Source organism: Methylosinus trichosporium OB3b, assembly GCF_002752655.1.
In the GTDB taxonomy this organism is placed as follows: Bacteria; Pseudomonadota; Alphaproteobacteria; order Rhizobiales; family Beijerinckiaceae; genus Methylosinus; species Methylosinus trichosporium.
Map to the genome: position 1 here is coordinate 126,547 of NZ_CP023740.1, position 23,208 is coordinate 149,754.

The window sequence follows — 23,208 nt, forward strand, 5'->3', positions numbered from 1 at the left end:
AGCAGCAAACCATATGCCGACGGCAGTCGAGTCGTCCCTGCGCGGATCGTCATTGCGTCTGGCGGCGGAACAGCCAGCTCGCCATCGCCAGCGTCACGGCGGCGAAAGCCGCGATCGGCCAGATATGCTCCAGAGCGCTCCAGAACGATGCTTCGCGCAGGAAGGCTCCGCGCACGATGATGAGAAAATGCGTGAGCGGATTGACGAGGGCGAGCGGCTGCAGCCAATTCGGCATATTGTGCACGGGGCTGGTGAATCCCGACAGCAGCATGGCCGGCATCAGATAGACCATGGCGCCCATCATCGCCTGCTGCTGGTTTCCGGCGAGCGAGGAGATGAACAGGCCGACGCCGATCATCGCGGCGAGGAACACGAACAAGCCGAGGAACAGCGCCGCAATCGAGCCGGAGAGCGGGACGCCGAAAATCTGCGTGACGATGAGCGTCGTCAGAGCGCCCTGGCCGAGGCCGATGATGAGGCCCGGCGCGGCCTTGCCGACGACGATCTCGTGAGGCTGAAGGGGCGATACCAGCAATTGCTCGAATGTGCCGAGCTCGCGCTCGCGCGCCACCGACATGCCGACGATCATCAGAACGGTCGACATCGTCAGCGTCGCGACCAGACTGGGCACCATCGACATCCGATAATCGCGATTTGGATTGTACCAGCTGCGATCGACGAGCTCGCTGGCCGGAGGGGAAGCCGCCGCGCCGCGACGGTATTCCTCGCCGAAACGCTGCACGATGGTCGCGACATAGTTGCTGACGAGCTGGGCGCTGTTGGATTTGCGGCCGTCCAGCAGCGTCTGCACGGTGGTCTCGTCGCCGCTGGCCAGCTTACGGGAGAAATCCTGCGGGATGTGCGTGACGACCATCACGTCCTGGCGATCGAGCGCGGATTGCGCTTCGGAAAGGCTCGCATAGTGATGGATCGTCGAGAAGGCCGACGCGCGCTCGAAGCGGGCGACGAGCTGTCGCGAGGCGGCGCCCCAATCCTGATCGAGCACGCCGATCGGCTGATTGGTCACTTCCAGCGTGGCCGCGTAAGCGAACAGGAAGAGCTGTATGACCGGCGGAACGACCAAGGCGACGCGCGCGCGTGGATCGCGGAAGGCGGCGAGGAGCTCCTTGACGATCAGCGCGCGAATTCTCGTCCACATCATGAGAACCTCCGCCTTCGAGCCTCAATCTAGTCGTTGCTTGGTGTTTCGCGCCGTCGCTGCGAACAGCGCCGCCGCCATGAACAGCAGGACGAGCGCGCAAGGGACGAGCACGGCCGTGATGTCGCCGGCGAGAAAGATCGTCTGCAGGGCGCGCACATAGTAGCGCGCGGGGACGATAGCGGCGAAGGCGCGCAGCGGCGCCGGCATACTGGCGATCTCGAACAGAAAGCCGGAGAAATAGAGGCCGGGCAGAAAGGCGACCACCATGGCGATCTGGCTCGCCAGGAATTGCGTCCGCGCCGCCGTAGAGATGAGGAGGCCGAGCCCCAGCGCGACGAGCAGGAAGACGGCGGTGAGCGCGGTGAGGCTCAGCATCGAGCCGCGCAGCGGAATATCGAACACGAAGCGCGCCGCGGCAACGCATACGGCCATGGCGCAAAGTCCGAGCGCGAAATTGGGGACCAGCTTGCCGATTATGAATTCGCCGATGCCGACCGGCGTGGCGAGCAGCGCCTCGATAGTGCCGCGCTCCCATTCGCGCGCGACGACCAGCGCGGTGAGCAGCGAGCCGATCATCATCTGGATCATCGCGATGGAGCCCGGCACGAGGAAGCGGCGGCTCTCGAGCTCGGGATTGAACCAGACGCGCGACGACACGCGGATGCGCTGGCCGTCCGCCGCATCCGGCAGGCGTCGCTCCCGCCAGGATTGCCAGGCGCCTTGCACATAGGCGGTCGCGAGAGCGGCCGTATTCGGATCGCCTCCGTCGGTGATGAGCTGAACGCCCGCCGTATCGCCGCGGTGAAGGCGAATCGAGAAGTCGCCCGGCAGGACGACCACGCCGTCCAGCCGGCCGCGGGCAAGATCGTCGGCGAAGGCGCGCCGATCGCCGGCGCGGCGGACCTCGAAGAAAGGCGAGTTGAAGAGCGAGGCTTCGAACAGAGTCGTCTCGGGCGTCGGCTGCTCGACGACGAGGCCGATCCGCACTCTGGTCGCGTCGAACGAGACGCCGAATCCGAACAGCAGGAGCAGGAGGGCGGGCAGCAGGAAGGCGACGACATAGCTCGAGGGGTCGCGCAGAATCTGCAGCGTCTCCTTGACGATGAGCGCGCGTATGCGCCGCGCGACGCGGCGGCGCCGATCCTGCCGGCTCGCTCTCACGCCGCCGCCGCGTCGTGGGCCTTCACCAGTCCGATGAAGGCGTCCTCGAGGGTCGGATTCGGCAGCGCCTCGCTCCTCACCCGCGCCTGAAGGGCCTTCGGCGTGTCGACAGCGATGCTCTTACCGCGATAGATGAGCGCGATCCGGTCGCAATATTCGGCCTCGTCCATGAAATGGGTCGTCACCATGACGGTGACGCCCTGCGCCACCATGGCGTTGATGAAGCCCCAGAACTCCCGGCGCGTCAGCGGATCGACGCCGGCGGTGGGCTCGTCCAGGAACAGCACGGAGGGCTGGTGCATGACGGCGCAGGCGAGCGCGAGGCGCTGCTTGAAGCCGAGCGGCAACAGCCCGGCGCTGGCGTGAAAATGCGGCTCGAGATCGAAGGCCGCGGCCACCCGCTCGATCGCCTCGCGTCGCTTTGCGGCCGTGAGGCCGTAGACGCCGGCGAAGAATTCGAGATTCTGGCGCACGCCGAGATCGCCGTAGAGCGAGAATTTCTGCGCCATGTAACCGAGCCGCGAGCGGGCCGCCGCAGGGGCTTTGTCGAGATCGAGGCCGTCGACGAGAGCCTTTCCCTCGCTCGGCCGCAGGAGCCCGCACATCATTTTGAAGGTCGTGGATTTGCCGGCGCCGTTGGGCCCGAGCAGGCCGAAAATCTCGCCGCGCGCGATCCGAAAGGAAATCCGGTCGGCGGCGACGAAAGCGCCGAAGCGCCGCGTCAGCTCGCGGGCTTCGACCGGCGACGAGCCGTCCGCGGCGGGCCGAGGCGGCGCGTCGATCGTCGTCGTCCGTTTGGGCAGGCCGCCGAGCAGCGCCACATAGGCGTCCTCGAAGCGCGGCGTGACGGGCTCGATCGACAAATCCGCGCGGCCGAAATCGGCGGCGGCGGGCGCTGCCGCGCCTTCGCGGAGAACGAGACGGATCGCGTCTCCCTGCACCACGCCGTCGATCACCTCCGGCCGGGCGATCGCCTGCGCCAGAAAAGTCCGACGCTCGTCGGCGGCTCCGAGGATGTGATAGGCGCGGCCGGCGGCTCCGGCGGTCATCGCCTTGGGATCGCCCTGATAGAGGACGCGGCCGGCGTCGAGCACGACCACCTCGGCGCAATTTTCCGCCTCGTCGAGATAGGCCGTGCTCCAGACCACGGCGACTCCGTCCTCGACTAGCGCGTAGACCATGCGCCAGAGCTCGCGGCGCGAAATGGGATCGACGCCGACGCTCGGCTCGTCCAGCAGCAGCAGGGAGGGCGCGTTCAGCATGGCGCAGGCGAGACCGAGCTTCTGCTTCATGCCGCCGGAGAGCGCGCCGGCGCGGCGATCCACGAAGCGCGCGAGATCGGTGAAGGCGAGCAGCCGATCGAATGTGTCCCGCCGCGCAGGGCCGACGACGCCGCGCAGATCGGCGTAGAGCGTGAGATTCTCGCCGACCGTGAGATCCTCATAGAGGCCGAAGCGCTGCGGCATATAGCCGATCGCGTCGCGGACCGAGGCGGTTTCCGCGTCCACGTCGAAGCCGCAGACCTCGATGCGGCCGTCGCTCGGCGTCAGCAGGCCGGCCATGAGACGCATCAGCGTCGTCTTGCCGGCGCCGTCCGGACCGACGAGACCCGTCACCCGGCCGCCTGCGATCGAAATGCTGAGCGCGTCCAGCGCCGGCGGCCCGGCGGCGGCGAAGCGCTTGCTCAGATTTTCGATCGAGACGAGCGGCTCGGTCATCGCGCCGCCTCGCGCGCGCCGTCCGGCGGCCGTTGCGCCGTGATGGTGACCGGCATGCCCTGGCGCAGGACACCGCCCGGATCATCGACGAGGACGCGCAGCCGATAGACCAGGGCCGTGCGCAATTCGCGCGTCTCCACGGACTTCGGCGTGAATTCCGCCGTGGTCGAAATGAAGCCGAGGCGTCCTTCGAAAGGTCCGGCGCCGCCATCCGCCGTCACCGCGACCGGCATGCCGGGACGCACGCGCGGCAAATCCGGCTCCGACACATAGCTGCGCACCCAGACCGGCGTCGTGAGGCTCGACACGAAAACCGTCTCGCCGGCGTCGACAATGGCCCCGACCTCGCGCACGCGACTGAGAATCACGCCGGCGCTCGGCGCCGCGAGCTCGGCGTCGGCGAGCTGGCGCGCCGAAATCTGCGCGACGGCTTCGCTTTCGGCCAATTGCGCGCGGGCGACGTCGATCTCCTCCTTGCGGAAGCCGATCTGCATGAGGCGCAGCGCGTGGCGCGCTGATCTGAGCCGCGCCTCGGCCTCTCTTTGCGCCGCCGTTGCGTCTTCGGAGGTTTGACGCGAGCCGGCTCCCTTTTTCATGAGCTGGTCGGAGCGTTCGAGCGTCTGCTGCGCGTTGAGCAGCATCGCCTCGCGTTCCGCCACCGTCGCCTCGACCTGGGCGATCTCCTCGGGACGATTGCCGGCTTCGAGCTTGGCGAGATTGGCCGCCGCCTGATCGCGCTGCGCCTGCGCCTGCGAGAGGGCCTCCTCGAAATAGATCTTGTCCAGAACGGCGATCGTCTGGCCTTCGGCGATATGGTCGCCTTCGTCGACGAGCAGCCGCTTGATCCGGCCGCCGACCTTGAATGCGAGATCGATCTGGCGCACCTCGACATTGCCGGCGAGCAGAAGCGGACCGTCGTCGGCTGGAGCGCGCCTCCACAGCCAGAATCCGAGGAGGGCCGCGACGAGCGAGGCGGCGAGAATCGCTTTGCGCTTCACGATTTCGTCCTTTGCAGCGCATGGATGAGGATGTCGCGGTGGGCGGCCAGAAGGCCTTCGACGTCGAGGGGATCGAATTTCGAGAACAGATTGTCCCAGACCACGCTCAGCAACAGCGGCGCGACCACGAGCTGCGGAAAGTCGAGAAGGCTGGAAGGGTCGAAGCGGCCGGAAGCCTGCGCCCGGCGCGCCGATTTGCGCACCGCCTCCATCGCCTTGGCGATCACCTCCCGATGGTAGAATTCGGCGATCTGCGGAAAACGTCCGCCTTCGGCGATGACGAGCAGCAGGATGTTCTTGCGGCTCGTCCCGAGAATGTCCTCGCGGAACGTGTCGAAGAGCTCGGCGAGCATGACGTCGAACGATAAGTCGGTGCGTTCGGCGAGCTCGTCGACGCGCGAGAGGACGGGAGTGACCGCGTTTCTGACGAGCTGCTCGAACAGATCTTGTTTGTCGCGGAAATAGAGATAGATGGTGCCCTTCGCGACGCCCGCCTCAAGTGCGACGTCTTCTAGCTTGGCGCCGACAAATCCTTTCTGCGCGAAGACTCTCGCGGCGGCGGCGAGAACTGCCCTACGACGTCCTTCCGGATCGGTTCTTCGCCTTTTCTCGGGGCTCGCCGTCGACATCTCATCGGCTCTCGAATTTGACGTTGCGGTCGACGATAGTCACGACTGACTAGTCAGTCAATATCAAATCACGGTGTCAGGAGCCATCTTGGCTTGAGAATATCCGATTCCGAATCGAAAAAGCCACGAAACGTTAGAATATCGAGGTTAAATATTCTCACGTTTCGTGGCTTTACCTCGCTGCGCGAGCTTCGAGACGGGCGGTTTCGCACAGGCGCTCGAATGGGTTGTGTCGCAAATTTTGTCTACGGACGCGACACCGGCGTCTGAGAGTGACGCGGCTCACGCCACGAGGGCATAGAACTGCTGCGCTGGACGCAATTCGCCTGTCGTTCGCAGCTGCCCCTTGCGGATCATATGCATGAGCTCGATCCCGGAAAGTGTCGCGGCAGCCGATCGAAATGATTTGAAACCCAACATCGGCCGCGTCACTCGCTTCACCGCTCGATGGTCCTGTTCGACAATATTGTTGAGATATTTGATGCGGCGGATTTCGATGTCCGCTTCATGCTCCGCATTGTAGCGTTCGATCGCGGCCGTGTTGGCGCCGCTCTTGTCGATCGTGATCTTCTCCGGCTCGCCATGCTGGCCGATCGCCTTGCGCAAGAAGCGCAACGCGGCTTTGCAGTCCCTCTTGGCCGTCAGCAGGAAATCCACCGTCCCGCCTGCCTTGTCGACCGCCCGATACAGATATTTCCAGCAGCCTTTGACTTTCACGTAGGTCTCATCGAGACGCCAGCTGGATCCGATCGAGCGCTTGCGAGTGTGGAACTGTTTCTCCAGCAAAGGAGCATACTTGACGACCCAGCGGTTGAGCGTCGAATGGTCGACTTCGACACCTCGCTCTTCCATCATTTCCTCGAGTTGACGATAGCTCATCGGATACGCCACATACCAGCGGACGCCCCACAGAATCACGTCGCGTTCAAAATGGCTGCCCTTGAAATCAATCATCGCACTCGTCCGCCAGCTCCACTACCGGCAATTATAGCCCCAAACCGACCTGCGACAAAAATTCGCGACAGAACCAAGGCGCGAAGGTCCTTTATCTTCCGCCCTATTCGCCGGACTTCAATCCGATCGAGAAATCCTTCTCGAAGATCAAGTCGGTTCTTCAGCGCATCGCGGCGCGGACGGTCGATGCGCTCGACGCCGCAGTCGCCCAAGCCCTGCGATGCGTCACGCCGAGCGAATGCGCGAATTACTTCGCGGCATCCGGCTATGATGCAGCTTGATCGGATAGCGCTCTAGGAGTTGCCTTCATGATTTCTGATAGCACATGGTCTCGACCCTGAACATCAAGCGCCCGCAACGCTGACACTCCTGTGTGCCACCCTCAACAATTAGTTGCTCTTCTCCGCAATCAGGCTGACACACCGCGTAAGCAACGAAGATGCGATCGGGAAACACGGGCGTCACAGAAGGATAGGTCAGTCCATCCGCCTCCCAATTTTGTAGATTGTAAACGTGGTCCAGAAAACTTTTGCCTCGCCGAGGATTAGTTTTCACTTCGTCGAAGCGCCGCCTGATCCCGGTAAACACCGCGTCCCAGTCGAAGCCCTCGCTATTATCCTGCATTTTCATATCCCTCCGTAAATCGGATTCCCGGGGAATGGCAGTAGAAGAATCAGAGGCAAGAGTGGAGCAAAATTCGGCCGAGGTGAGAAATTACGCGTCTGCAGATCGGGACTTCCTGGAAGAAGGTTGCCGTCCTCGTCCCAACGATTGCCACTGTTTTCGTCGTCCCAATGTCCACCTTGCGGCCCATTGCCCCGATCAGCACCGGTGCCGTGAGAGCGATCGTCCCACGAGACTCGACGTCCCTTACCTTCCCAGTAGCCATCGGGATTCCATTTCGGCTTCTTTCCACACACCGACTCCGGCAGCGTCGGCCACCGCCCGTTCGGCGTCTTGCCGGGTTTTCGTTCCAAGCCATTCGCGTCATAGTAGGAAAGCGGATTTGCGTCTGCGTAATTGAATAGGCTACGCCCACCCTGATACCCTATCGGGTCCGGCTGCACATACCTCCCCAGGCTCGCATCATAATGCCGATGCCAATTGTAGGCGAGGCCACTCTCCAGCTGGAACCATTGGCCCGGGAAGCGGAGGTCGATCGTCCCCGGAATGGTCCTTATATAGCTCGTCTCGCCGAAAGGCGAGTAGATCACATCCCACACCCGAGCCTTGTTCTGCGCCGTCATCCGCACCGGACGGCCGAGGTGGTCGGCGTGGACATAATAGATCACCGGCGAGCCGCTCGCGACGTCGCTCACCACGGCGAGCGGAATACCAGGCCGCGCGCCTCTCCGGCCGCAGCGACATGGGCAAGGCCGTCGCCTATCTTCTGAACCATTGGGCCGGGCTGACCCTGTTCCTCGACGATGGTCGCATCGAGATGGACACCAACCTCGTCGAAAATCAGATTCGGCCGCTGACTCTCACGCGCAAGAATGCGTTGTTCGCGGGGCACGATGAAGGTGGACATTCCTGGTCGCGTCTCGCTTCGCTCATTGCGACATGCAAGCTGAACAGCGTCGATCCCTATGCCTGGATGAAGGCGACGCTCGAGGCGATCGCCGACGGCCATCCGCAGTCGCGCATCGACGAGCTGATGCCCTGGGCCTTCAACTCCTCCCCGCCGGCGCCGGCCGCCTGATCGCTTGCCCGCACGCCGACCAATCGCTGGCAAAGCTTTGCGCCAAAGGCTTGCAATGCTTTGTCGCAACGGATTGCAAGCTGTTCTTCCATTCCAGCGGCAATGGGACGACAACGGCGCTTACCTATCACGAGCGAGTTGATCGATAGATATGGCGGAAAGATATGGGTGCAAGATACGCTTGGCGGAGGCGCGACCTTCAAGGTTGCATTTTGCCCCGCTTGAGCGGAATGCGAACAATCTGCATCATAGCCGGACGCCGCAAAGTAATTCGGACTTTGTCGCAATTTTTGTGTTTATAGACGCGATGAACCAAGGTTTGCGATGTTTGGTGCGCTTCTTTGGACGGATCGTAAACACTCGTTCGATCGCCGGCTCCTAGCCCGCATTATGCAGCGCTTTGAATTTTCCGGCGCCCGCGATAAAAAATTCGCGACAGAACCCAACCGACCGTCAGGTCGCACCCACATCGACGATCTGATCATCGCAGATATCGAAGAATATATCGATATCTGCGTTGCGTTTATACACAGCAGGAATTCTGAGCGCAACTTCTAGTCCATCTACGACGACGATAAGCTCATCAGTCAATTTCTGCTTTGAAATTGCGCCGAGCGTAAATTTTGGTCCACTACGCCCCACGACACCGCCATCGCAGTCAAAAAACGTTGTTTCGAGCACCCAGCCTATCATCGGGACTAGACTGCCTTCGCTGTCAATTTGTTCAACATTAGCAATAAAAATGCAAATCTTTTGCTTAACGCGTTCTGTCATTCCATGGAATCTCAACTCTCGGCCATCGACTTGCATAGAACTCCCCCCGCTCATGGAGTAGCAAATTGTGGGCAGTCTTTATAACCATACCACGTCTGCACAAACGATCTTTTGCCAGCGCACATGTAATGACAATTTGTGAGATACTCACCATCTACAAACAGCTCATACCCAGTATTTAATGAGCATTTATTATCATTTGCATAGCATTGTTCAATAGAACTCGATGGTCTCGGTGTATACGGAGCCGCGGCGACAAGTCCTGTAAAATCTGTCGATACGATAGGCATCTGCCTTGCGTAATTGTATATACTTGGCCCGTCGATGTAGTTAATGTGCGTGATAAGCTGTGTATTTGCTTTAAACAATCGCTCCCCAAGCGCGCTTTTTCGAAATCGGAAGCTTTTGCTCAAAGGAACTTCGCTTGTCGTTGCCCAACGCTCATCCACCCGTAGCGGGTCCGGCTGCACATACCTCCCCAGCGTGGCGTCATAATGCCGATGCCAATTGTAGGCGAGCCCGCTCTCCAGCTGGAACCATTGGCCCGGGAAGCGGAGGTCGATCGTCCCCGGAATGGTCCTTATATAGCTCGTCTCGCCGAAAGGCGAGTAGATCACATCCCACACCCGTGCCTTGTTCTGCGCCGTCATCCGCACCGGACGGCCGAGGTGGTCGGCGTGGACATAATAGATCACCGGCGAGCCGCTCGCGACGTCGCTCACCACGGCGAGCGGAATATCGTCCAGCCAGATATATTCCCGCTGGGTCACGCCGCTCGTATCCGTCTCCGCGATGATGTGGTCGTTGATGTCGTGAACATAGAGAGTCGTGAAGGTGGTCGGCGCCGCCGTTTGCGTCACCGTGCGCGAGACGAGGCGGCTCCGGGCGTCATAGCGGTAGGTCCCGCCTATACCGGGAGAATTGGTCTGCCGCGCTTTCGACAGCCGCCCTTCCACATCATATTCGAAGGTCATGCCCAGCGCGCCGGCGCGCGAGTCGGTCAGCACATTGCCGGCCGCGTCATAGGTGAAATTGCGCACCGTGCCGCCGGGCGGCGTCACCGAGGCGAGACGGTTCGAGGTCGTCGGATAGGCATAGGGCGAGGTCACGCCGTTGAGCGTCTGACCCGTCCGGTTTCCATTGGCGTCATAGGACCAGGAGAGCGCGCCATAATAGCCGCTGGCGGTCTTGAGCCTGCGCGTCGGCGTGTAGGTGAAGCTCTGCGTCTGTGCAGAGTAATCGCCGGGCGGCGTTGTTCCCGGGAACAGATTGTCGACGATCGAATCGATGGTCTCGCCGGTCCAGCTGAGGCTGCGGTCGATTGTGCCGCCCGGATTGTCCGAGGGGCCGACTTGAACCCGCGTGATCCGATAATCCGTGTCCAGCGTGTAGCTCGCGGCGAGGCCATTGCCGAAGGCGATGCCGGTGACCGGGCCGAACGGGGCCCATGTGACGGATGAAGCGAGGGTCTGTGCGGCGCTGGCGGCGTTCTGATAGGTGATGACGCTGCTGATGCGCCCGGCGGCGTCGCGGGAGAAGGCGACGCGCCGCCCGGAGGGATAGACCATTCCGATGATGTTTCCCGCCGCGTCATAGATGTAGTCGACCTCGACGGCAGGCGCGGGGGCATTGGTTCGATAATCGGTCGCTATGCGTCCCTTGCGGTCGAAGATGCGCCAATTGGAGCCCGCCTCCTCATATATGCCGACGAGACGACCCTTGCCGAAATTGCCCGTCTGCGTCACATCCCAGGAGAATGTCTGCCAATAGGCCGAATTGCCGAGATAGGATTTGGCCGTGAGGCGGCCGGCGTCATCGTAAGTGTAATCGATCACGACTCCGCGCGGATCGGTCTTGCGCGAGACGAGGCCGCGCGCGTCGCGGACATAGACTGTCGTCCCCTTGTCGGGCGAACTCTCCTGGATCACCTCGCCGAAGCCGTTGCGAACATAGGTCGTCGTGAGACTGCGCGCGTCCTTATAGGCGGTGATGTCATCTTGACCGTTACGCGTGAGATTAACGGTCGCGCCGTCCTCGTCGACTTCCTGAAGCACCCGATTGAGGGCGTCGAAGCCGTAGGAGAAGACGTTTGAGCGAGGATCCTTGACCGTGGTGAGATTATCAGTGCGATCATAGCCGAAGCTATGCGTCTGTGAGCCTGCTCCGATCGATTTGATCAAACGCCCGAGCTCGTCGAACATCTGCGTTCGCCGGTAGTCGATGGTCGAACTCGCCTCGGCGATCGCGATTTTGGTCGCGTTGCCCATTGCGTCGCGCGTGTAGCCGATCTTCTCACCGGCGGAGTTGGTAATGGTTTTGAGTCGCCTGGCGTTGTCATAGTCATAGATTTCATAGACGCCGTTCGGCTGCATGATTTTAGTCACATCGCCGACTGCGCTGTATTCGATCGTCGTCACGACTGGCGTGTTCGCCGTGTCGATGGAGATGCGCTTGATGCGTCCGCGGCCGTCATAGTCCAGCGCCGTCACCACGCCATTGGCGTCGGTGATCGACGTTGGCTGTCCGAGCGCGTTCCAAGCGGTGGCCGTTGTGATATTTCCGACCTCGTCGGTGACGCGCTTGAGCGCGCCGGATGTGGTGTAGTCGTAGCGAATGGTGTCGCCGGTCCCGGCGAGCGGGCCGTGGACCGCGGTGACATTTCCTGTCGCATCATAGTCGAAAACCCAGATGCGCTTCTGCCCGTTCGTGGAATAGGGAACGGTCTGCGTCGTGGTGTCCTTCTTCGCTATCTGCGTAACGAGACCAGTGGTAGGGTCGATCGTCAGCGTTGTCGTCAGGCCGGGCTCGACGATCGTCGTCGGCAAATTATAGTCGTTGCTCCAGGTCACCTGGGTCGTCGACGCCTGCGGCGTGCCGGCTCCTCGGGTGATTGACGTCGGACGAGCACGCGAATCGCGCACGAATGTCGTAACGCGCCCCTCCTCATCTGTCTGGGAATCGGTGAATCCACTCCCGTTGGGGCCATAGGAGTAGCTGCTCGCGCTCGAGGGGCAATTGGTCGAAGCTTGGCCGACGACTGATGTTTCCCGCGAGTCGTTGCTGTTCGCAGGATGGCTCCAATGATATTCGGCCTTTTTCCCGAGAGGATTGGTCACAGTGCGGATCAACTCGTTGGGAAACGTGGAGGCCGGCGTGTTGTAGAGGATCGAATAAGTGTCCTGGTCAGAGGCATGCGAGGTCGAAATAGCGCGCCCCCGCGCGTCATAGGCGAAAGTGGAATATCGCACATTGCGGGCGTCAGTGACGCCGGTGAGAAAATCAGGATAAGTGGCGTTCTCATACTGATAGGTGGTGAGATCGACCCTGGTCCCGCTGGCGCTGAGCAGCTCGGCCGAGACGAGTCGACGGACCTCGAGCACCGACGAGCCGGGCGCTATGACATCCGGATCATAAGTGTAACGCAGGGATTGGTTTCCAGGCAGGCTGATCTGAGCAACGCTTACCGGCTGATTGAACCAAACCCATTGCCCCGGGTCCGTCGCCCTAGGGTAGACCAAGAAATTCCAGGTGAACCCGAACACGCGGCCATAACTGTCCGTAATGGATTGTAGCGCGCCGGTCGTCGCGTCGTAGCTGAAATTCCAGACGTAGCCCCCCGGCGCTGTCATCTTGATCGGTCGAGCGACATTGTAGGCTACAACTTGTTGATTATTAACCGCGACGTTAAATGTCTGCAACAACCAGATGCGGTTGCTCGCGTCTTTCACGCTCCATTGTGTCGAGGCTCCGGTTATGCTCGACCAATTTGCCGGCGCCGTCCCGACGAACGCCAAAGTATAGTCCCCCTGTGGATTGCTTCCAGTCGTCGAAACGAACTGCGTTCCGGACCTCGTGAAATCGTAAGCGACGCCGTTCGGCAAATGCAGGGTCACGGCGTTTCCGCCGGTTCCTTGCAAATGAACCTCCAACTCAAATCCGAAGCGCCAGCCTCCGATCGCGCCCCGGATTGTTCCGTTGGCTGCCTGAACGCCGTAGATTTGCGGGATACTGCGATAATGCCGCTCGATCAGGAAACGGTTATCCGCCGTCGAAAAGTCCGTGACATGCTCGACCTTCGCGCCGTCGAACAGCACAACGGGATTTCCCCTTTGATTATTTGGGAGACCTCCAGAGTTCGCTCCGCATCCACCGTCCCGCGGGGGCGCGTCTTCGTTGTCACGAACGCATTGCGAACGTCCATTCGGATGCGATCCGGACTCGCAGCGGAATTTGGCGGTGCCGGGAGAATAGAAGCCGCAAGAATTCAATCCGCCGTTACACCTACCATCTCCATACGTCGTCCAGTCGCACTGAAAGAGCGACGGATCGCCAGTCGGATAAGCAGCTATATACCGCGTCGCCGGAGTGTGCGTCGGGTCGGCCGAATTTTCCCATTGCGCCCGACAAGCGGCGTCGGGGGTGGGGAGGCACAGATACGGCCCACTTACGCCCCCCGTCACAACACACCATCCTGTAACGCCTTCTCCCAAATTCGCCTGAGCTCGAACGCTCTCGGGGAGGAAAAAGATCGCGAGCGACAGAGCTGTCGCAACGACGCAGCCGATGAAAGACACAAACCGCATTTCTCACCTTCAATGTCACGAGAAGTTAACAATTTACTTCACGCACAGATGCGCTCACTCCTCCAAAATGTCAAGATCAAGACTCCGGGTTCAGCGACGGGTTGCGGTGGAGAAGGGCGCTTGCAAGCGCTCGAATGAGACAGAACCGAGGAGATCAAATCCCATTTTAATTCCGTATTAATTACGGCGTTTCTCAAGTGATATCGAATTTAGCTTGAGTGATAGGATGCACCTTTTTCTCCTTCGCCAATCGGATCGCAATGCGTCGCCGCGGCGGAGTAAGCAAGCCGCGAAACGGCGCCGAAGGCGAGCTTTCGGCCCGCAGATCGACGAAATGGGCGGCTTTTCCGTCCTTTCGGGGCGCGCCAACAACGCCCCAGCGGCGAAGTTTGGCCTTCGGATGCGTTTTCAAACGACCGTTTATTGATATTAATCAAAATTGCATTTTCGATTTTGAGAGCCTGTTGATAACATCATGGGCGATATGATACACTCGCGGCAATGAGATTGGTTCTGGATACGAACGCTCTGATCGCAGCACTCCGAAGCCCAAGCGGAGCCTCCGCGGAGCTTCTCAAGCTTGCGCGTCGAGGACAGATCCAGCTTTTGGCCAGCGCCGCCCTCGCAATCGAATATGAGGCCGTCTGTCTGCGCGACGAACACCGAAAAGCGGCCGGCCTGTCGACAAAGGAGGTCGTTCAGTTTCTCGATGCGATCATCGATCTGATCGAACCGGTCGAAATCTGGTTCCTTTGGCGGCCGCAATTGCGAGATCCGGGCGACGAGCTCGTGCTCGAGGCGGCTGTAAATGGGCGGGCCACGACAATCGTGACGTTCAATTTGCGTGACTTCGGACTTGTCCGAGAGCGCTTTGGGATCGACGTTCTCACGCCGAGAGATACGCTGATGAGGATGGTGCGATGAAAACGAAAACAGCCGCTTATGCCCTGCGGCTCCCCGCTTCGATGAAGGCGGAAGCCGAAAAGATCGCCGCCGAGGATGGCACGAGCCTCAACCAGTTCGTCGCTTCAGCGGTGGCCGAAAAGGTTTCGGCGTTGCGCACGGCTCGCTATTTCGCGGAAAAGAAAGGCCGGACCGATTGGAGCGCCTTCGACCGTATCATGCGCCGCGAGGGTGGCGCGCCACCGGTTGCAGACGACAAGATTCCGGAAGCTTATCGAACGGCGCGCAAATAGTCCGTTGCTGATTTTGTCGGAAGGAGACGAGGGCGAATGCCCCTGATCGGCTATGCCCGCGTCTCGACCGAGGATCAGGTCACGGACGCCCAGACCGATGTGCTGAAGGCGGCCGGCTGCGTCGAGATTTTTCGCGAGCACATGTCGGGCGCCAAGGCCTCGCGGCCGGAACTGGCCAAGGCGCTGGCGCGGGTGCGCCGCGGCGACGTGCTGGTGGTGGCAAGACTCGATCGCCTCGCGCGCTCACTGTCGCATCTCCTGTCGGTGATCGCCGAGCTCGACGCCAAGGGCGCACATTTCAAATCACTCGCCGATCCGATCGACACGACGACCCCGCAAGGCCGTTTCGCCCTGCAGGTTCTGGGCGCCGTGGCCGAGCTGGAGCGCGCTTTGATCCGGGAGCGCACCAAGGACGGCCTGCGCGCCGCCAAAAAGCGCGGCCGCATCGGCGGCAATCCAAAGCTCCGCGCCGGCGACCGCGACGCCATCCAGCGCATCGTCGACGCCAAGGCGGCGAATTATTTCGCGCGCGTCAATCGAACGGCCGAACATTGGCTGCCGGTCGTCCGGCAAATGCGCCCGGATCACCGCTGGCAAGATGTCGTGCGCGTTCTGAACGCCAAGCGCGATGGCGCCAATGGCGCTCCCCTGCCCCAATGGACCGCCGAGCGCCTGAAGCGCGCGGTCAAATGCTTCGTCGCCGAGGGTTTGATCGAGCCCCGCCTCCTCCATCAGGCCGCCAGCCGAAAAGTCAGCAGCGAACGACTCGTCACGCTCGTCGCCGGGATCAAGCGGGCCAATCCCGATCTGACGCTCGCGCAAATCGGCGCGCAGCTCGAGGCGATGTATGAGCGCACGCCGCGCGGCGGAACGCGCTGGGCGCCCTCCTCCGTCAAAAGCCTGCTCGACCGCGCCGAAAAGCTCCGATTGCTCGCCGCCGAAACGCTGTGATCGAGCGGACGGCCGAGGCTCGTGAAAACCCATCCCCACGTCACCCCGTTTTCTTACGCTCGCGCGCCGCTTTCGCAGCCTTGCCGCGCAACAGCGCCATCAACACGGGCCCGAGCGAGAACTCCCCTGCCCTCGCCTTTTCGGTCAGGACACGGAGATAGCCGCCAGCACTCTTGATCTCCTCGCCGCGTTGCAGGATGGCGGCGATGACGATCGAAGCGTCATGCTCGCCCAAGACGTCCACGGCCTGCGCCCAAGCGTCTGGCGAAACGCCGAGAGCCGAGCGCACGATCGCCGCCGCAGCCGCCAAGTCTCGCCAGGAGGCAATTTCGCCGCTCGGAGCATAATCGACGATGTCTGGACAAGCCTCCAGCACCATGCCGAGCGGATAGGCGCGAAGCGCTGGTTTGGGATCGACGATTCGCGAACGATCCGAGGACGTTTCAGCGCCACGTTCGATCGGTCCTCTACGCTTTTCGAGATTTGGCCCGGACGGATCGGCCCTGCCTTCTTGAAGGCTAGGTTCAAGATCAGAAGAGTTTGTGGTTTGATTCTGTATGTGGCGCTCAGTTTGAGACTCATTGCCGCTCATATTTTGAGCTTTTATGTGCGTTTCCAGCGACTTGTGGATTTCGGCCGCTAGCGCGGTCAGCTCTCGGGCCAGAGCCTCCAGATCGGCGCGGGAAAGCCTCCGACCATAGCGCCCCGAGAGCGTCGCGTAGCGTTCATGTGCGCCGGCCCAGTCACCCGAGACGCCCTCCTCCAAAGCGGTTTCGATCATTTTTGCGATGTCGCGGCGGGTGAGCGTGATCTTCTCGCGCAGCAGCGCGATCGCGCGATTCTCGGCCCGCATCTCCTCGGCGAGGTTCTCGATTTCGCTCGAGCGCGCGACGAGCGGCGCGAGATCGAAGCCGAAAGCGTCCTCAATGGCTCCCCCCTGCCCTTTTCTGGCGAAGCGTTTGCCGTTTGGGGAATCGCGGCGGATGATCAGTCCGGCGTCGACCAGACAGGCGAGATGTCGCCGCAGCGTCGCCGGCGCCATGCCATGGGCGCGGATCGAGAGCTCCTTGTTCGAGGGAAACACGACGATGCCGCCGGCGGCTCCGCTCGCCTCCTCACGCCTCGCATTATTCCCCGCCAAAGCGAGGGCGGTCTCCTGATGGAAGCTCAACAGCGCGTGCAATACGGATAGCGCGCGCTCGGTGACGCCGAGCGGCTCTTTGGCTTCGGTGAGCGCCCGAAACAATCGCCATTTGTGCACGACGGTTTCGGATGCGCCCGGTTTCGCCGCGAACTCCTCGGTCGCGGTCTGGCTCGCCACCATGGCGAGCGACAGCGACCGCCGCCCGAAGGGCGTCGTTGGACGTGTCTGCATGATCCTTTGCCTCGTTCGGGCAAAAGAAATTCGCTCACCGAAACGGCGCCGACTCTTGACAGCGATTCGCGGAAGTGTGATTCTCTAAGGTGTCAGACTTTGAGAAGGGCTTCCGGGACGGAGACGTTTCGGGGGCCTTTTTCTTTTGCGATATCTCCGATGTTTCAGTTGAGCTTGAAATCGTCAGTCAGGTTCGGCTGGCTTCGAACTCAATGTTGCGAGATCGCAACATCGGGCGGTTCCGACGCGCTCCCTTCCTGAAACCGCTTGTATAGGTCCGGCAAGTTCTCGGTCAGCCATGTCGAGAACTGACTTTCACTTTTATGAATAGCGAAGGTGTGGCCCTTGGCTGTCCAAGAAACATAAGCGATTTGTTTGCCTGTCGAACTAGTGATCTCCTTACGCTCGACATATGTCGCCGAGGCCCGCCGCCCCTCGTCGAGAGCCTTCAGAACCGCGAGAAATCTCTGATCGGACGCCATGCTGGCGAAAGTGGTGCGTGCTATGACGGTAGAAGCCCTATCGATGGCACCTTCTGTGGAAAAAGCGCTTGCGAGGTCTTGCCATCGCGGCTGTCCGACGCCAGGAGCGCGTCCAATTGCTCTAATGATATCGCGGGGGACGGCTTCGACGACGGATCGCATTTTCGAGAGCCCCGTTCTATCGACGCCGAGCGTCGTCCAAACCGCTTTCGAAGTGAGTCCTTGTGCTTCCATTTCCTTTGCAAAAAGCGCACGTTCGATCCATGTCAGCGCTTCCCGGCCTCCGTTTTCTGCGCCTTGCTCTAGGATCAGCTCGGCGTCAGTCAGCGGTCGAATGAAAGCGCGAACCTTCCGGTCAAGGGACTTGAGGGCCTGAAGGCGGCGATGGCCGTATGCGAGCTGATACCTACCGTCCTTTTCCGGGTGCGGCCGGACCAGAACGGGGATTTTTTGGCCTTCTGCTTCGATCGAAGCGACGAGCAAATTGAACGCCTCTTGATCCTGCTCGAGGCGATCGCCAAAGGGGGAGGGATCGATAAGGCCGGCATCCAGGGTCGTGACGGAATCCGCTGTGAGATCGTCGAGGCTCCGACTCAGCCCGGTGATCGCTGTGGAAACGACGCGTTGACGTGGTTGGGACGCCACGCTGTGTAGCTGCGGCGTGTCGATGGCAGGTTCGGTGGATCCGAGCTTGCTCAGAATGGAAGGTCTCTTCAAGCTCTCCCCCATGATTTGTGGATGAGCGCCAGAATTTCTGCGTTCACGCTATCCATGCTCTCAAGCGCCCTCTTCCAAGATTCTCGCGGCACATCGCCGGGCTCAAGTTCGTAGAGCGATTTCTTCGCGAGACCAGCCGCAGCGACGGCTGTGCTTTCGAGCGCCGTCGAAACGAAGACGTGTTCGTCGAAAAGGTGTCTCAGTAGCCCAACGATATGTGCTTGTGGCCCGTCACTTGGCGTATGGCGCGTAACGAGAAAACGTATCCAATTCTGCTCGAGCCGGGCACCGTTCCGTGCGAGCTCATCGGCCAGATCTCGAAGCATAATCAGATATTGATTCATGCTCGCAACATCCAGCATCGCCGGGTGGACCGTGATGATGAGGATTGTAGCGGCAAAGAGACCAGCGAGAGTGCCAAACCCGAGATTAGGCGGCGTATCGAGAATCGCGATGTCAAAATCTCGAGCGACTTGGTCGATCGATTTTTTCAGTCGCATGAAAAACAAGCCGAGCTCGTCGCGTTCACGCGATGCGAGCGCACGTGCCGTGTCGTGCTCGAATTCCATCAATTCTAGGTTGCCAGGCACGATCGAGACGCCTGGGATGTAGGTGTCCCGAATGACTGAGCGAAAGGGTTTGTGGTCATTGTATCGAATGGCGGCGTAAGCAGTTTCGTCGGGGCCGACGTCGAATTCGGGTTGCAGGCCGAAGAGACTCGTGAGCGAAGCCTGCGGGTCGAGGTCCACGCAGAGCACGCGATAGCCTTGGATTGCAAGATAATGGGCTAAATGGATGCTCGACGTAGTCTTGGAGGATCCGCCTTTAAAGTTCGTGCAGGTGACGATTTGCAGTGGCTCGTTCGGCCGCCTCCAAGGTTTAAGGGCGAGGGCGTCCTCTGGCCTGACCTCAGCGAGATAGGACCGCAGCTCGGAGACCTGTTGAAGTGTGTAGACGCGCCGATTGTTATCAAGGCGCGCAGGTTGAGGTCCCTTACCTTCCAGCGTTAGCGATCGGAGGGTCGATTCGGGAACCTTGAGGAGGCGCACGAGATCGTTTGTCGAGAACGTCCGTCCGAATGCTTTTTGGGACGACGGAGGATATAGCCGAGTTCGCAGCGACAGCAGCTCCTGAGAGAGAGCGGCTGTGAACCGATCAATTTTCGCCGTCGTATCCGACATAGCGTCCATGTGGTCCAAATCCCCGTATGACGGATTCGACGTCGTTCGATGAGGAACACCGTCAGGTGTTGCCGATTCTTTCGAGAACGGCAAGAGAAAAAGAGTTAACGAAAATTGAGAAGCAAGCCTAACTCTCCAAAGCGCTTGTCGAGAGCACATGATATGTTTGGATTTTGTAGCAGGCGATTTATCCGGTTTGAGGCCGGAGAGATCGCATGTTGCCGAAGGTTCGGAGGGCTCGGATTGTCGAGGCCAATGGGCGGCGTCGAGCGAGGACATTGAGCTGCGTCGACGCGGCGGAGCTGTTGGGGATGAGCGAGCGGCATTTTCGCCGGCTGCGGGACGCCTATGAGGAGAAGGGCGCGGAAGGGCTGATCGACCGGCGGCGCGGGCGTCCGGCCGGCGGGCGCCGGTCGACGAGATCGAATGGATGCTGGAGCAGTTCCGCACCCAATATTTCGACTTTACCGCCAAGCACTTCCACGAGGCGATCCACGGCGAGAAGATGCCGGGGGGCGCCAAGTTCGAGCGCTCATACACCTTTACGAAGAGCGTGCTCCAGCTACGCGGTCTGACGACCAAGGCCAAGAAGCGCGGCGCTCATCGGCGGCGGCGCGAGCGACGGCCGCTGCCGGGGATGATGCTGTTTCAGGACGCCTCGACCCATCCTTGGCTGGAAGGGCACGGCCCGCTCGACCTCGTCGCGACCATGGACGACGCGACGAGCCGCCTATTGTCGATCTTCCTCGTCGAACAGGAGGGAACATGGTCGAGCCTGCGCGGGATCAGGGAGACGATCGAGGAGCACGGGCTGTTCTCGAGCTTCTACACCGATCGCAGCAGCCATTATTTCTTCACGCCGGAGGCCGGCGAGAAGGTGGACGCCACGCGGCCGACACAGGTCGGGCGGGCGCTGGCGCAGCTCGGCATCGAGCACATCGCCTCCTATAGCCCGCAGGGGCGCGGGCGGATGGAGCGGCTGTGGGGCACACTCCAGAAGCGGCCGCCGCCGCTGCGCCAGGAGGGCGTCCGCGGCGACATCGAGGCGGCCAAACCGATGGCCGGCGAGCATGTACATGGCGCAGCACAATGAAAGTTTCGGAATGAGGCGGCAGAGGACGGCAACGCTTCACGGCTGATTTCGCTCGTCGAGGAAGAGGTTGCTTGCGGCTCGCAGGTCGGTGACCGACCGTAAGACCCCGCGCTTCTGTCTGCGCTTTGTGAGCTTCTACGGCGTTGAGGCACGAGGCGAATGTTGGCGTGAAATGGAATGTGCGCCGCAGATGGCGGCCGAGCCAATGGCGGCCTACGCTTCAAGGATTTCACCTATCGCGCGACAGCTGGAGCCGCGAGCGTCGCGTCGTCGGCAAGGCGGAATGGATGACGCCGTCGCAGGCCGAAGCCGACGATACGACACAGCGCGAGAAGAAGAAAAAGAAGAAGAAGGCGAAGCGCGCGCAACTCGGCAATCCGCGCTTCATCGTGATCTCCGCGGACAAGACGACGCATGGCGCGCTCTATGAGAATTTCTATTGCGCACGCGGCGAGATGGAGAATCGCATCAAGGAATGCCAGCTCGATCTGTTTGCCGATCGAATCTCCTGCGGACCATGCGCGCCAATCAGCTGCGCCTGCGGCTCGCGTCCTTCGCTTATGTGCTAATGAGCGCGTTGCGCCGTCTTTGTCTCTCCGGCACGAAGCTCGCGAATGCGACCTGCGGAACGATCCGTCTGAAGCGGTTGAAGATCGGCGCGCAGGTGAAGATCAGCGTGCGGCGCGTTCTGTTCTCGATGGCGTCGGCCTTTCCATACGTGCACGAATTCGCCGCAGCCTGCGCGGCGCTGACATGAAGCCGCGCCGAACCCACCCCTCGGCCCACCGGAGCCCCCACCGAAACGCCAAAACGTCCGACCAACACACCAGGAGCTTCAGCCGGAACGAGGACGCGCGCCGACACGTCCTCGATCACCAAATCCGGCAACTTATCCGCGACCCCGCCAAGCGGCACCGTGGGGGTGAGATATGCGGGTTAGGGGACTCAAATGCCTGGTTCGATCCACCAGGTTGCCATGGGCCCGGCTTAGAACGTTGCGAGCTCGCAACATTTGGAGACAGTCTGCTCGTGACCGACCAGCGGGGCCGATCAAAAGCGAGCCCGAGTGGGCTCATGGATGTTGCTAGCTCGCAACATTCATGAGCTGTTCCCAGGTCACCGCCAGGATCGACGCCGAATGTCTTCGAGGCGTTCGTCACGAGTCAAGCGGCCATCAACGAAAACCTCGCCGAGCAAATTTTCCTCTCCCTCATGGCGCTCCTCCGCGCGAATGGTGCGCGGCGCGCCGTCCCTGAGGACCAGCGCGAGGCGACCTTTCTTCGAGGCCTTGCCGGGATCGTCGATCGGCTGCTTGAACACGTCGATCCATTCGCCGTCGACGCGGATAGCGTTCGTCTTCATCGCGAATTTGAGCGTGTCCCGATCAAGCTTCTGCAGCAGCGCCCCGCCCATTCCAAAAGCAATATTGTCCGCCGCGAAGCCTTTGGCGCGCAGATTGTCGAGGATTGCCGCGATCGAGTCTTCGTCGACGCCGTCGCCCTGAATGACGCGGACGCAATCCGGCAGCACGCGAAACCCTTTGGAGTTGGTGCGCACGCCGAATTTCTCGGCGAGGATTCCGACGATCTCCACCGGCGTCGTCCTCGGGTCGCCGGAGTCGGGCCGCACCACCAGCGTTCCGCCCATGGCGCGAACCTGCGAAGCGAGGCTTTCGCCCCAAATCTCCGCTGTCGCGCGATAGACGTCATAGCTGTCGGAGACGACGGCCACGACCTTTCCCGGCCCGCCGAAATTGCGCAGCATATTGGCGTAGGCGTCCGCCTCGCGCTCACGGCCCCAGGAGGTGATCGTCGAATGCTCGGCGGCCGGGATCGAGAATCCCGCCATGGGCTCGTGATAGACGCGCCGCGCCGTTGCCAACGCCGCGAGGGTGTCGGTGCCACGGAAATTGACGAGATGGGCGAGGCCGCCGATCGAAGCGCTCTCGCTGCTCGAAGCGCCGCGCGCGCCGAAATCATGCAATGCGAACACCAAACGTTCCTGTGGCGCATCCGACGTCTCGCTCCAGGCGGCGTCGATGATCTTCTTCAAATGCCAGGAGCGCGTCGCCACCGTCGTCGGATACCAGACGGCGCGCAACAGCGCCGTTTCGAGATAGGAGACGATCCACGGAACGCGCGGGTCGGTGTTGACGATCTGCACGAGCGCATTGCCGGTCGGCAGCACGCTGCCCTCGCGAACCGCCTCGATACGCACGGGCATATGGCCGCCATGCGCGTTCAGCACATGATCCCAGCCGGCGCGATTGAAAGGCTCGCCATGCGCGAGCAGCATCTCTTCCGCCTCGTCTATGTCGGCGCGCGTGATCGGCTGCGTCAGCACATCCTTCAAATAGATCTGCAAGCCGAAGAACAGGCTCTGCGCAAAGGCGCCGCCGCGCGATTCGATATAGCTCGAGACGAATTCCGTCCCGGGCGGATATTGCAGAAAATGGCTGGCCTTGTAGCTGTCGGCGTCGAGAATTCTGCTGATGCGAGTCATGTCTGGAATCTCCTCCAGCTCGAAACCGGC

The 23,208-nt window shown here is 61.2% G+C and carries 18 protein-coding genes and 5 pseudogenes; 8 read left to right on the plus strand and 15 right to left on the minus strand.

Annotated elements, in window-relative coordinates; all coding sequences use genetic code 11:
- Positions 1-49: 49 nt before the first annotated feature.
- From CQW49_RS23900 to CQW49_RS23925, 6 genes are all read right to left on the minus strand, one after another.
- Positions 50-1,162 (minus strand): ABC transporter permease, encoded by a 1,113-nt coding sequence (locus tag CQW49_RS23900; RefSeq protein ID WP_003615493.1) that lies wholly within the window; start codon positions 1,160-1,162, stop codon positions 50-52.
- 21 nt (positions 1,163-1,183) lie between these two features.
- On the minus strand, positions 1,184-2,323 hold the full coding sequence (locus CQW49_RS23905; protein ID WP_003615495.1) for an ABC transporter permease: 1,140 nt from the start codon (positions 2,321-2,323) through the stop codon (positions 1,184-1,186).
- The gene (locus CQW49_RS23910; RefSeq protein WP_003615497.1) at positions 2,320-4,041 is read right to left on the minus strand and encodes an ATP-binding cassette domain-containing protein; all 1,722 of its coding nucleotides are present in this window, start codon (positions 4,039-4,041) and stop codon (positions 2,320-2,322) included. Before CQW49_RS23910 ends, CQW49_RS23905 begins: the two co-directional genes overlap by 4 nt.
- The gene (locus tag CQW49_RS23915) at positions 4,038-5,039 is read right to left on the minus strand and encodes an HlyD family secretion protein (protein WP_003615499.1); all 1,002 of its coding nucleotides are present in this window, start codon (positions 5,037-5,039) and stop codon (positions 4,038-4,040) included. The genes CQW49_RS23910 and CQW49_RS23915 overlap by 4 nt, the downstream gene beginning before the upstream one ends.
- Positions 5,036-5,668, minus strand: a complete 633-nt coding sequence (locus CQW49_RS23920; RefSeq protein ID WP_003615502.1) for a TetR/AcrR family transcriptional regulator — start codon at positions 5,666-5,668, stop codon at positions 5,036-5,038. Before CQW49_RS23920 ends, CQW49_RS23915 begins: the two co-directional genes overlap by 4 nt.
- Positions 5,669-5,950: 282 nt before the next feature.
- Positions 5,951-6,622 (minus strand): IS6 family transposase, encoded by a 672-nt coding sequence (locus CQW49_RS23925; RefSeq protein WP_003616345.1) that lies wholly within the window; start codon positions 6,620-6,622, stop codon positions 5,951-5,953.
- A 68-nt stretch (positions 6,623-6,690) separates the two neighbouring features.
- Between CQW49_RS23925 and CQW49_RS23930 the strand changes: the two are divergent.
- A pseudogene (locus CQW49_RS23930) lies at positions 6,691-6,903 on the plus strand (transposase); the annotation flags it as partial.
- Between the two features lie 25 nt (positions 6,904-6,928).
- On the opposite strand, the gene CQW49_RS23935 reads toward CQW49_RS23930, so the two are convergent.
- Positions 6,929-7,252, minus strand: coding sequence for a hypothetical protein (locus CQW49_RS23935; RefSeq protein WP_024750110.1), 324 nt, complete (start codon positions 7,250-7,252; stop codon positions 6,929-6,931).
- On the minus strand, positions 7,249-7,941 hold the full coding sequence (locus CQW49_RS23940) for an RHS repeat-associated core domain-containing protein (RefSeq protein WP_155931344.1): 693 nt from the start codon (positions 7,939-7,941) through the stop codon (positions 7,249-7,251). Before CQW49_RS23940 ends, CQW49_RS23935 begins: the two co-directional genes overlap by 4 nt.
- Before the next feature lie 17 nt (positions 7,942-7,958).
- Between CQW49_RS23940 and CQW49_RS23945 the strand changes: the two are divergent.
- Positions 7,959-8,324 (plus strand): annotated as a pseudogene (locus CQW49_RS23945) (IS66 family transposase); the annotation flags it as partial.
- Positions 8,325-8,777: 453 nt separating this feature from the next.
- On the opposite strand, the gene CQW49_RS23950 reads toward CQW49_RS23945, so the two are convergent.
- Both CQW49_RS23950 and CQW49_RS23955 read right to left on the minus strand, forming a co-directional pair.
- Positions 8,778-9,098, minus strand: coding sequence for a hypothetical protein (locus CQW49_RS23950; protein WP_024750112.1), 321 nt, complete (start codon positions 9,096-9,098; stop codon positions 8,778-8,780).
- A gap of 50 nt (positions 9,099-9,148) precedes the next feature.
- Positions 9,149-13,192: an RHS repeat-associated core domain-containing protein gene (locus CQW49_RS23955; RefSeq protein ID WP_024750113.1), complete on the minus strand. Its 4,044-nt coding sequence runs from the start codon at positions 13,190-13,192 to the stop codon at positions 9,149-9,151.
- Positions 13,193-14,182: 990 nt separating this feature from the next.
- On the opposite strand from CQW49_RS23955, the gene CQW49_RS23965 reads away from it, so the two are divergent.
- Genes CQW49_RS23965 through CQW49_RS23975 form a run of 3 tightly spaced genes read left to right on the plus strand, consistent with a single transcriptional unit; the run spans position 14,183 to position 15,828 of the window.
- Positions 14,183-14,605, plus strand: a complete 423-nt coding sequence (locus tag CQW49_RS23965) for a putative toxin-antitoxin system toxin component, PIN family (protein ID WP_024750114.1) — start codon at positions 14,183-14,185, stop codon at positions 14,603-14,605.
- A gap of 41 nt (positions 14,606-14,646) precedes the next feature.
- A complete protein-coding gene (locus CQW49_RS23970; protein ID WP_099832135.1) occupies positions 14,647-14,877 on the plus strand; it encodes a toxin-antitoxin system HicB family antitoxin in 231 nt (76 codons plus the stop codon).
- Between the two features lie 36 nt (positions 14,878-14,913).
- Positions 14,914-15,828, plus strand: a complete 915-nt coding sequence (locus CQW49_RS23975; protein ID WP_024750115.1) for a recombinase family protein — start codon at positions 14,914-14,916, stop codon at positions 15,826-15,828.
- A gap of 40 nt (positions 15,829-15,868) precedes the next feature.
- Here CQW49_RS23975 and repC read toward each other — a convergent pair whose 3' ends face one another.
- The 3 genes from repC to repA all read right to left on the minus strand — a co-directional run bounded on the left by repC (position 15,869) and on the right by repA (position 19,592).
- Positions 15,869-17,203, minus strand: a complete 1,335-nt coding sequence (gene repC / locus CQW49_RS23980; protein ID WP_024750116.1) for a plasmid replication protein RepC — start codon at positions 17,201-17,203, stop codon at positions 15,869-15,871.
- Positions 17,204-17,412: 209 nt separating this feature from the next.
- Positions 17,413-18,402, minus strand: coding sequence for a plasmid partitioning protein RepB (gene repB, locus CQW49_RS23985; RefSeq protein ID WP_157926145.1), 990 nt, complete (start codon positions 18,400-18,402; stop codon positions 17,413-17,415).
- Positions 18,399-19,592, minus strand: coding sequence for a plasmid partitioning protein RepA (gene repA, locus CQW49_RS23990; RefSeq protein WP_003615636.1), 1,194 nt, complete (start codon positions 19,590-19,592; stop codon positions 18,399-18,401). Before repA ends, repB begins: the two co-directional genes overlap by 4 nt.
- Before the next feature lie 302 nt (positions 19,593-19,894).
- Here repA and CQW49_RS26455 point away from each other — a divergent pair.
- Together CQW49_RS26455 and CQW49_RS24000 are read left to right on the plus strand one after the other, a co-directional pair.
- Positions 19,895-19,939 (plus strand): annotated as a pseudogene (locus CQW49_RS26455) (hypothetical protein); the annotation flags it as partial.
- Between the two features lie 74 nt (positions 19,940-20,013).
- Complete coding sequence (locus CQW49_RS24000; RefSeq protein ID WP_003615638.1) at positions 20,014-20,676, plus strand: hypothetical protein; 663 nt, start codon at positions 20,014-20,016, stop codon at positions 20,674-20,676.
- A gap of 42 nt (positions 20,677-20,718) precedes the next feature.
- Here the strand turns inward: CQW49_RS24000 and CQW49_RS25960 are convergent.
- Positions 20,719-20,887, minus strand: a pseudogene (locus CQW49_RS25960) (IS630 family transposase); the annotation flags it as partial.
- A 160-nt stretch (positions 20,888-21,047) separates the two neighbouring features.
- On the opposite strand from CQW49_RS25960, the pseudogene CQW49_RS25965 reads away from it, so the two are divergent.
- Positions 21,048-21,433 (plus strand): annotated as a pseudogene (locus CQW49_RS25965) (transposase); the annotation flags it as partial.
- 359 nt (positions 21,434-21,792) lie between these two features.
- Here the strand turns inward: CQW49_RS25965 and CQW49_RS24020 are convergent.
- On the minus strand, positions 21,793-23,178 hold the full coding sequence (locus tag CQW49_RS24020) for a nicotinate phosphoribosyltransferase (protein WP_003615645.1): 1,386 nt from the start codon (positions 23,176-23,178) through the stop codon (positions 21,793-21,795).
- Between the last annotated feature and the right edge of the window lie 30 nt (positions 23,179-23,208).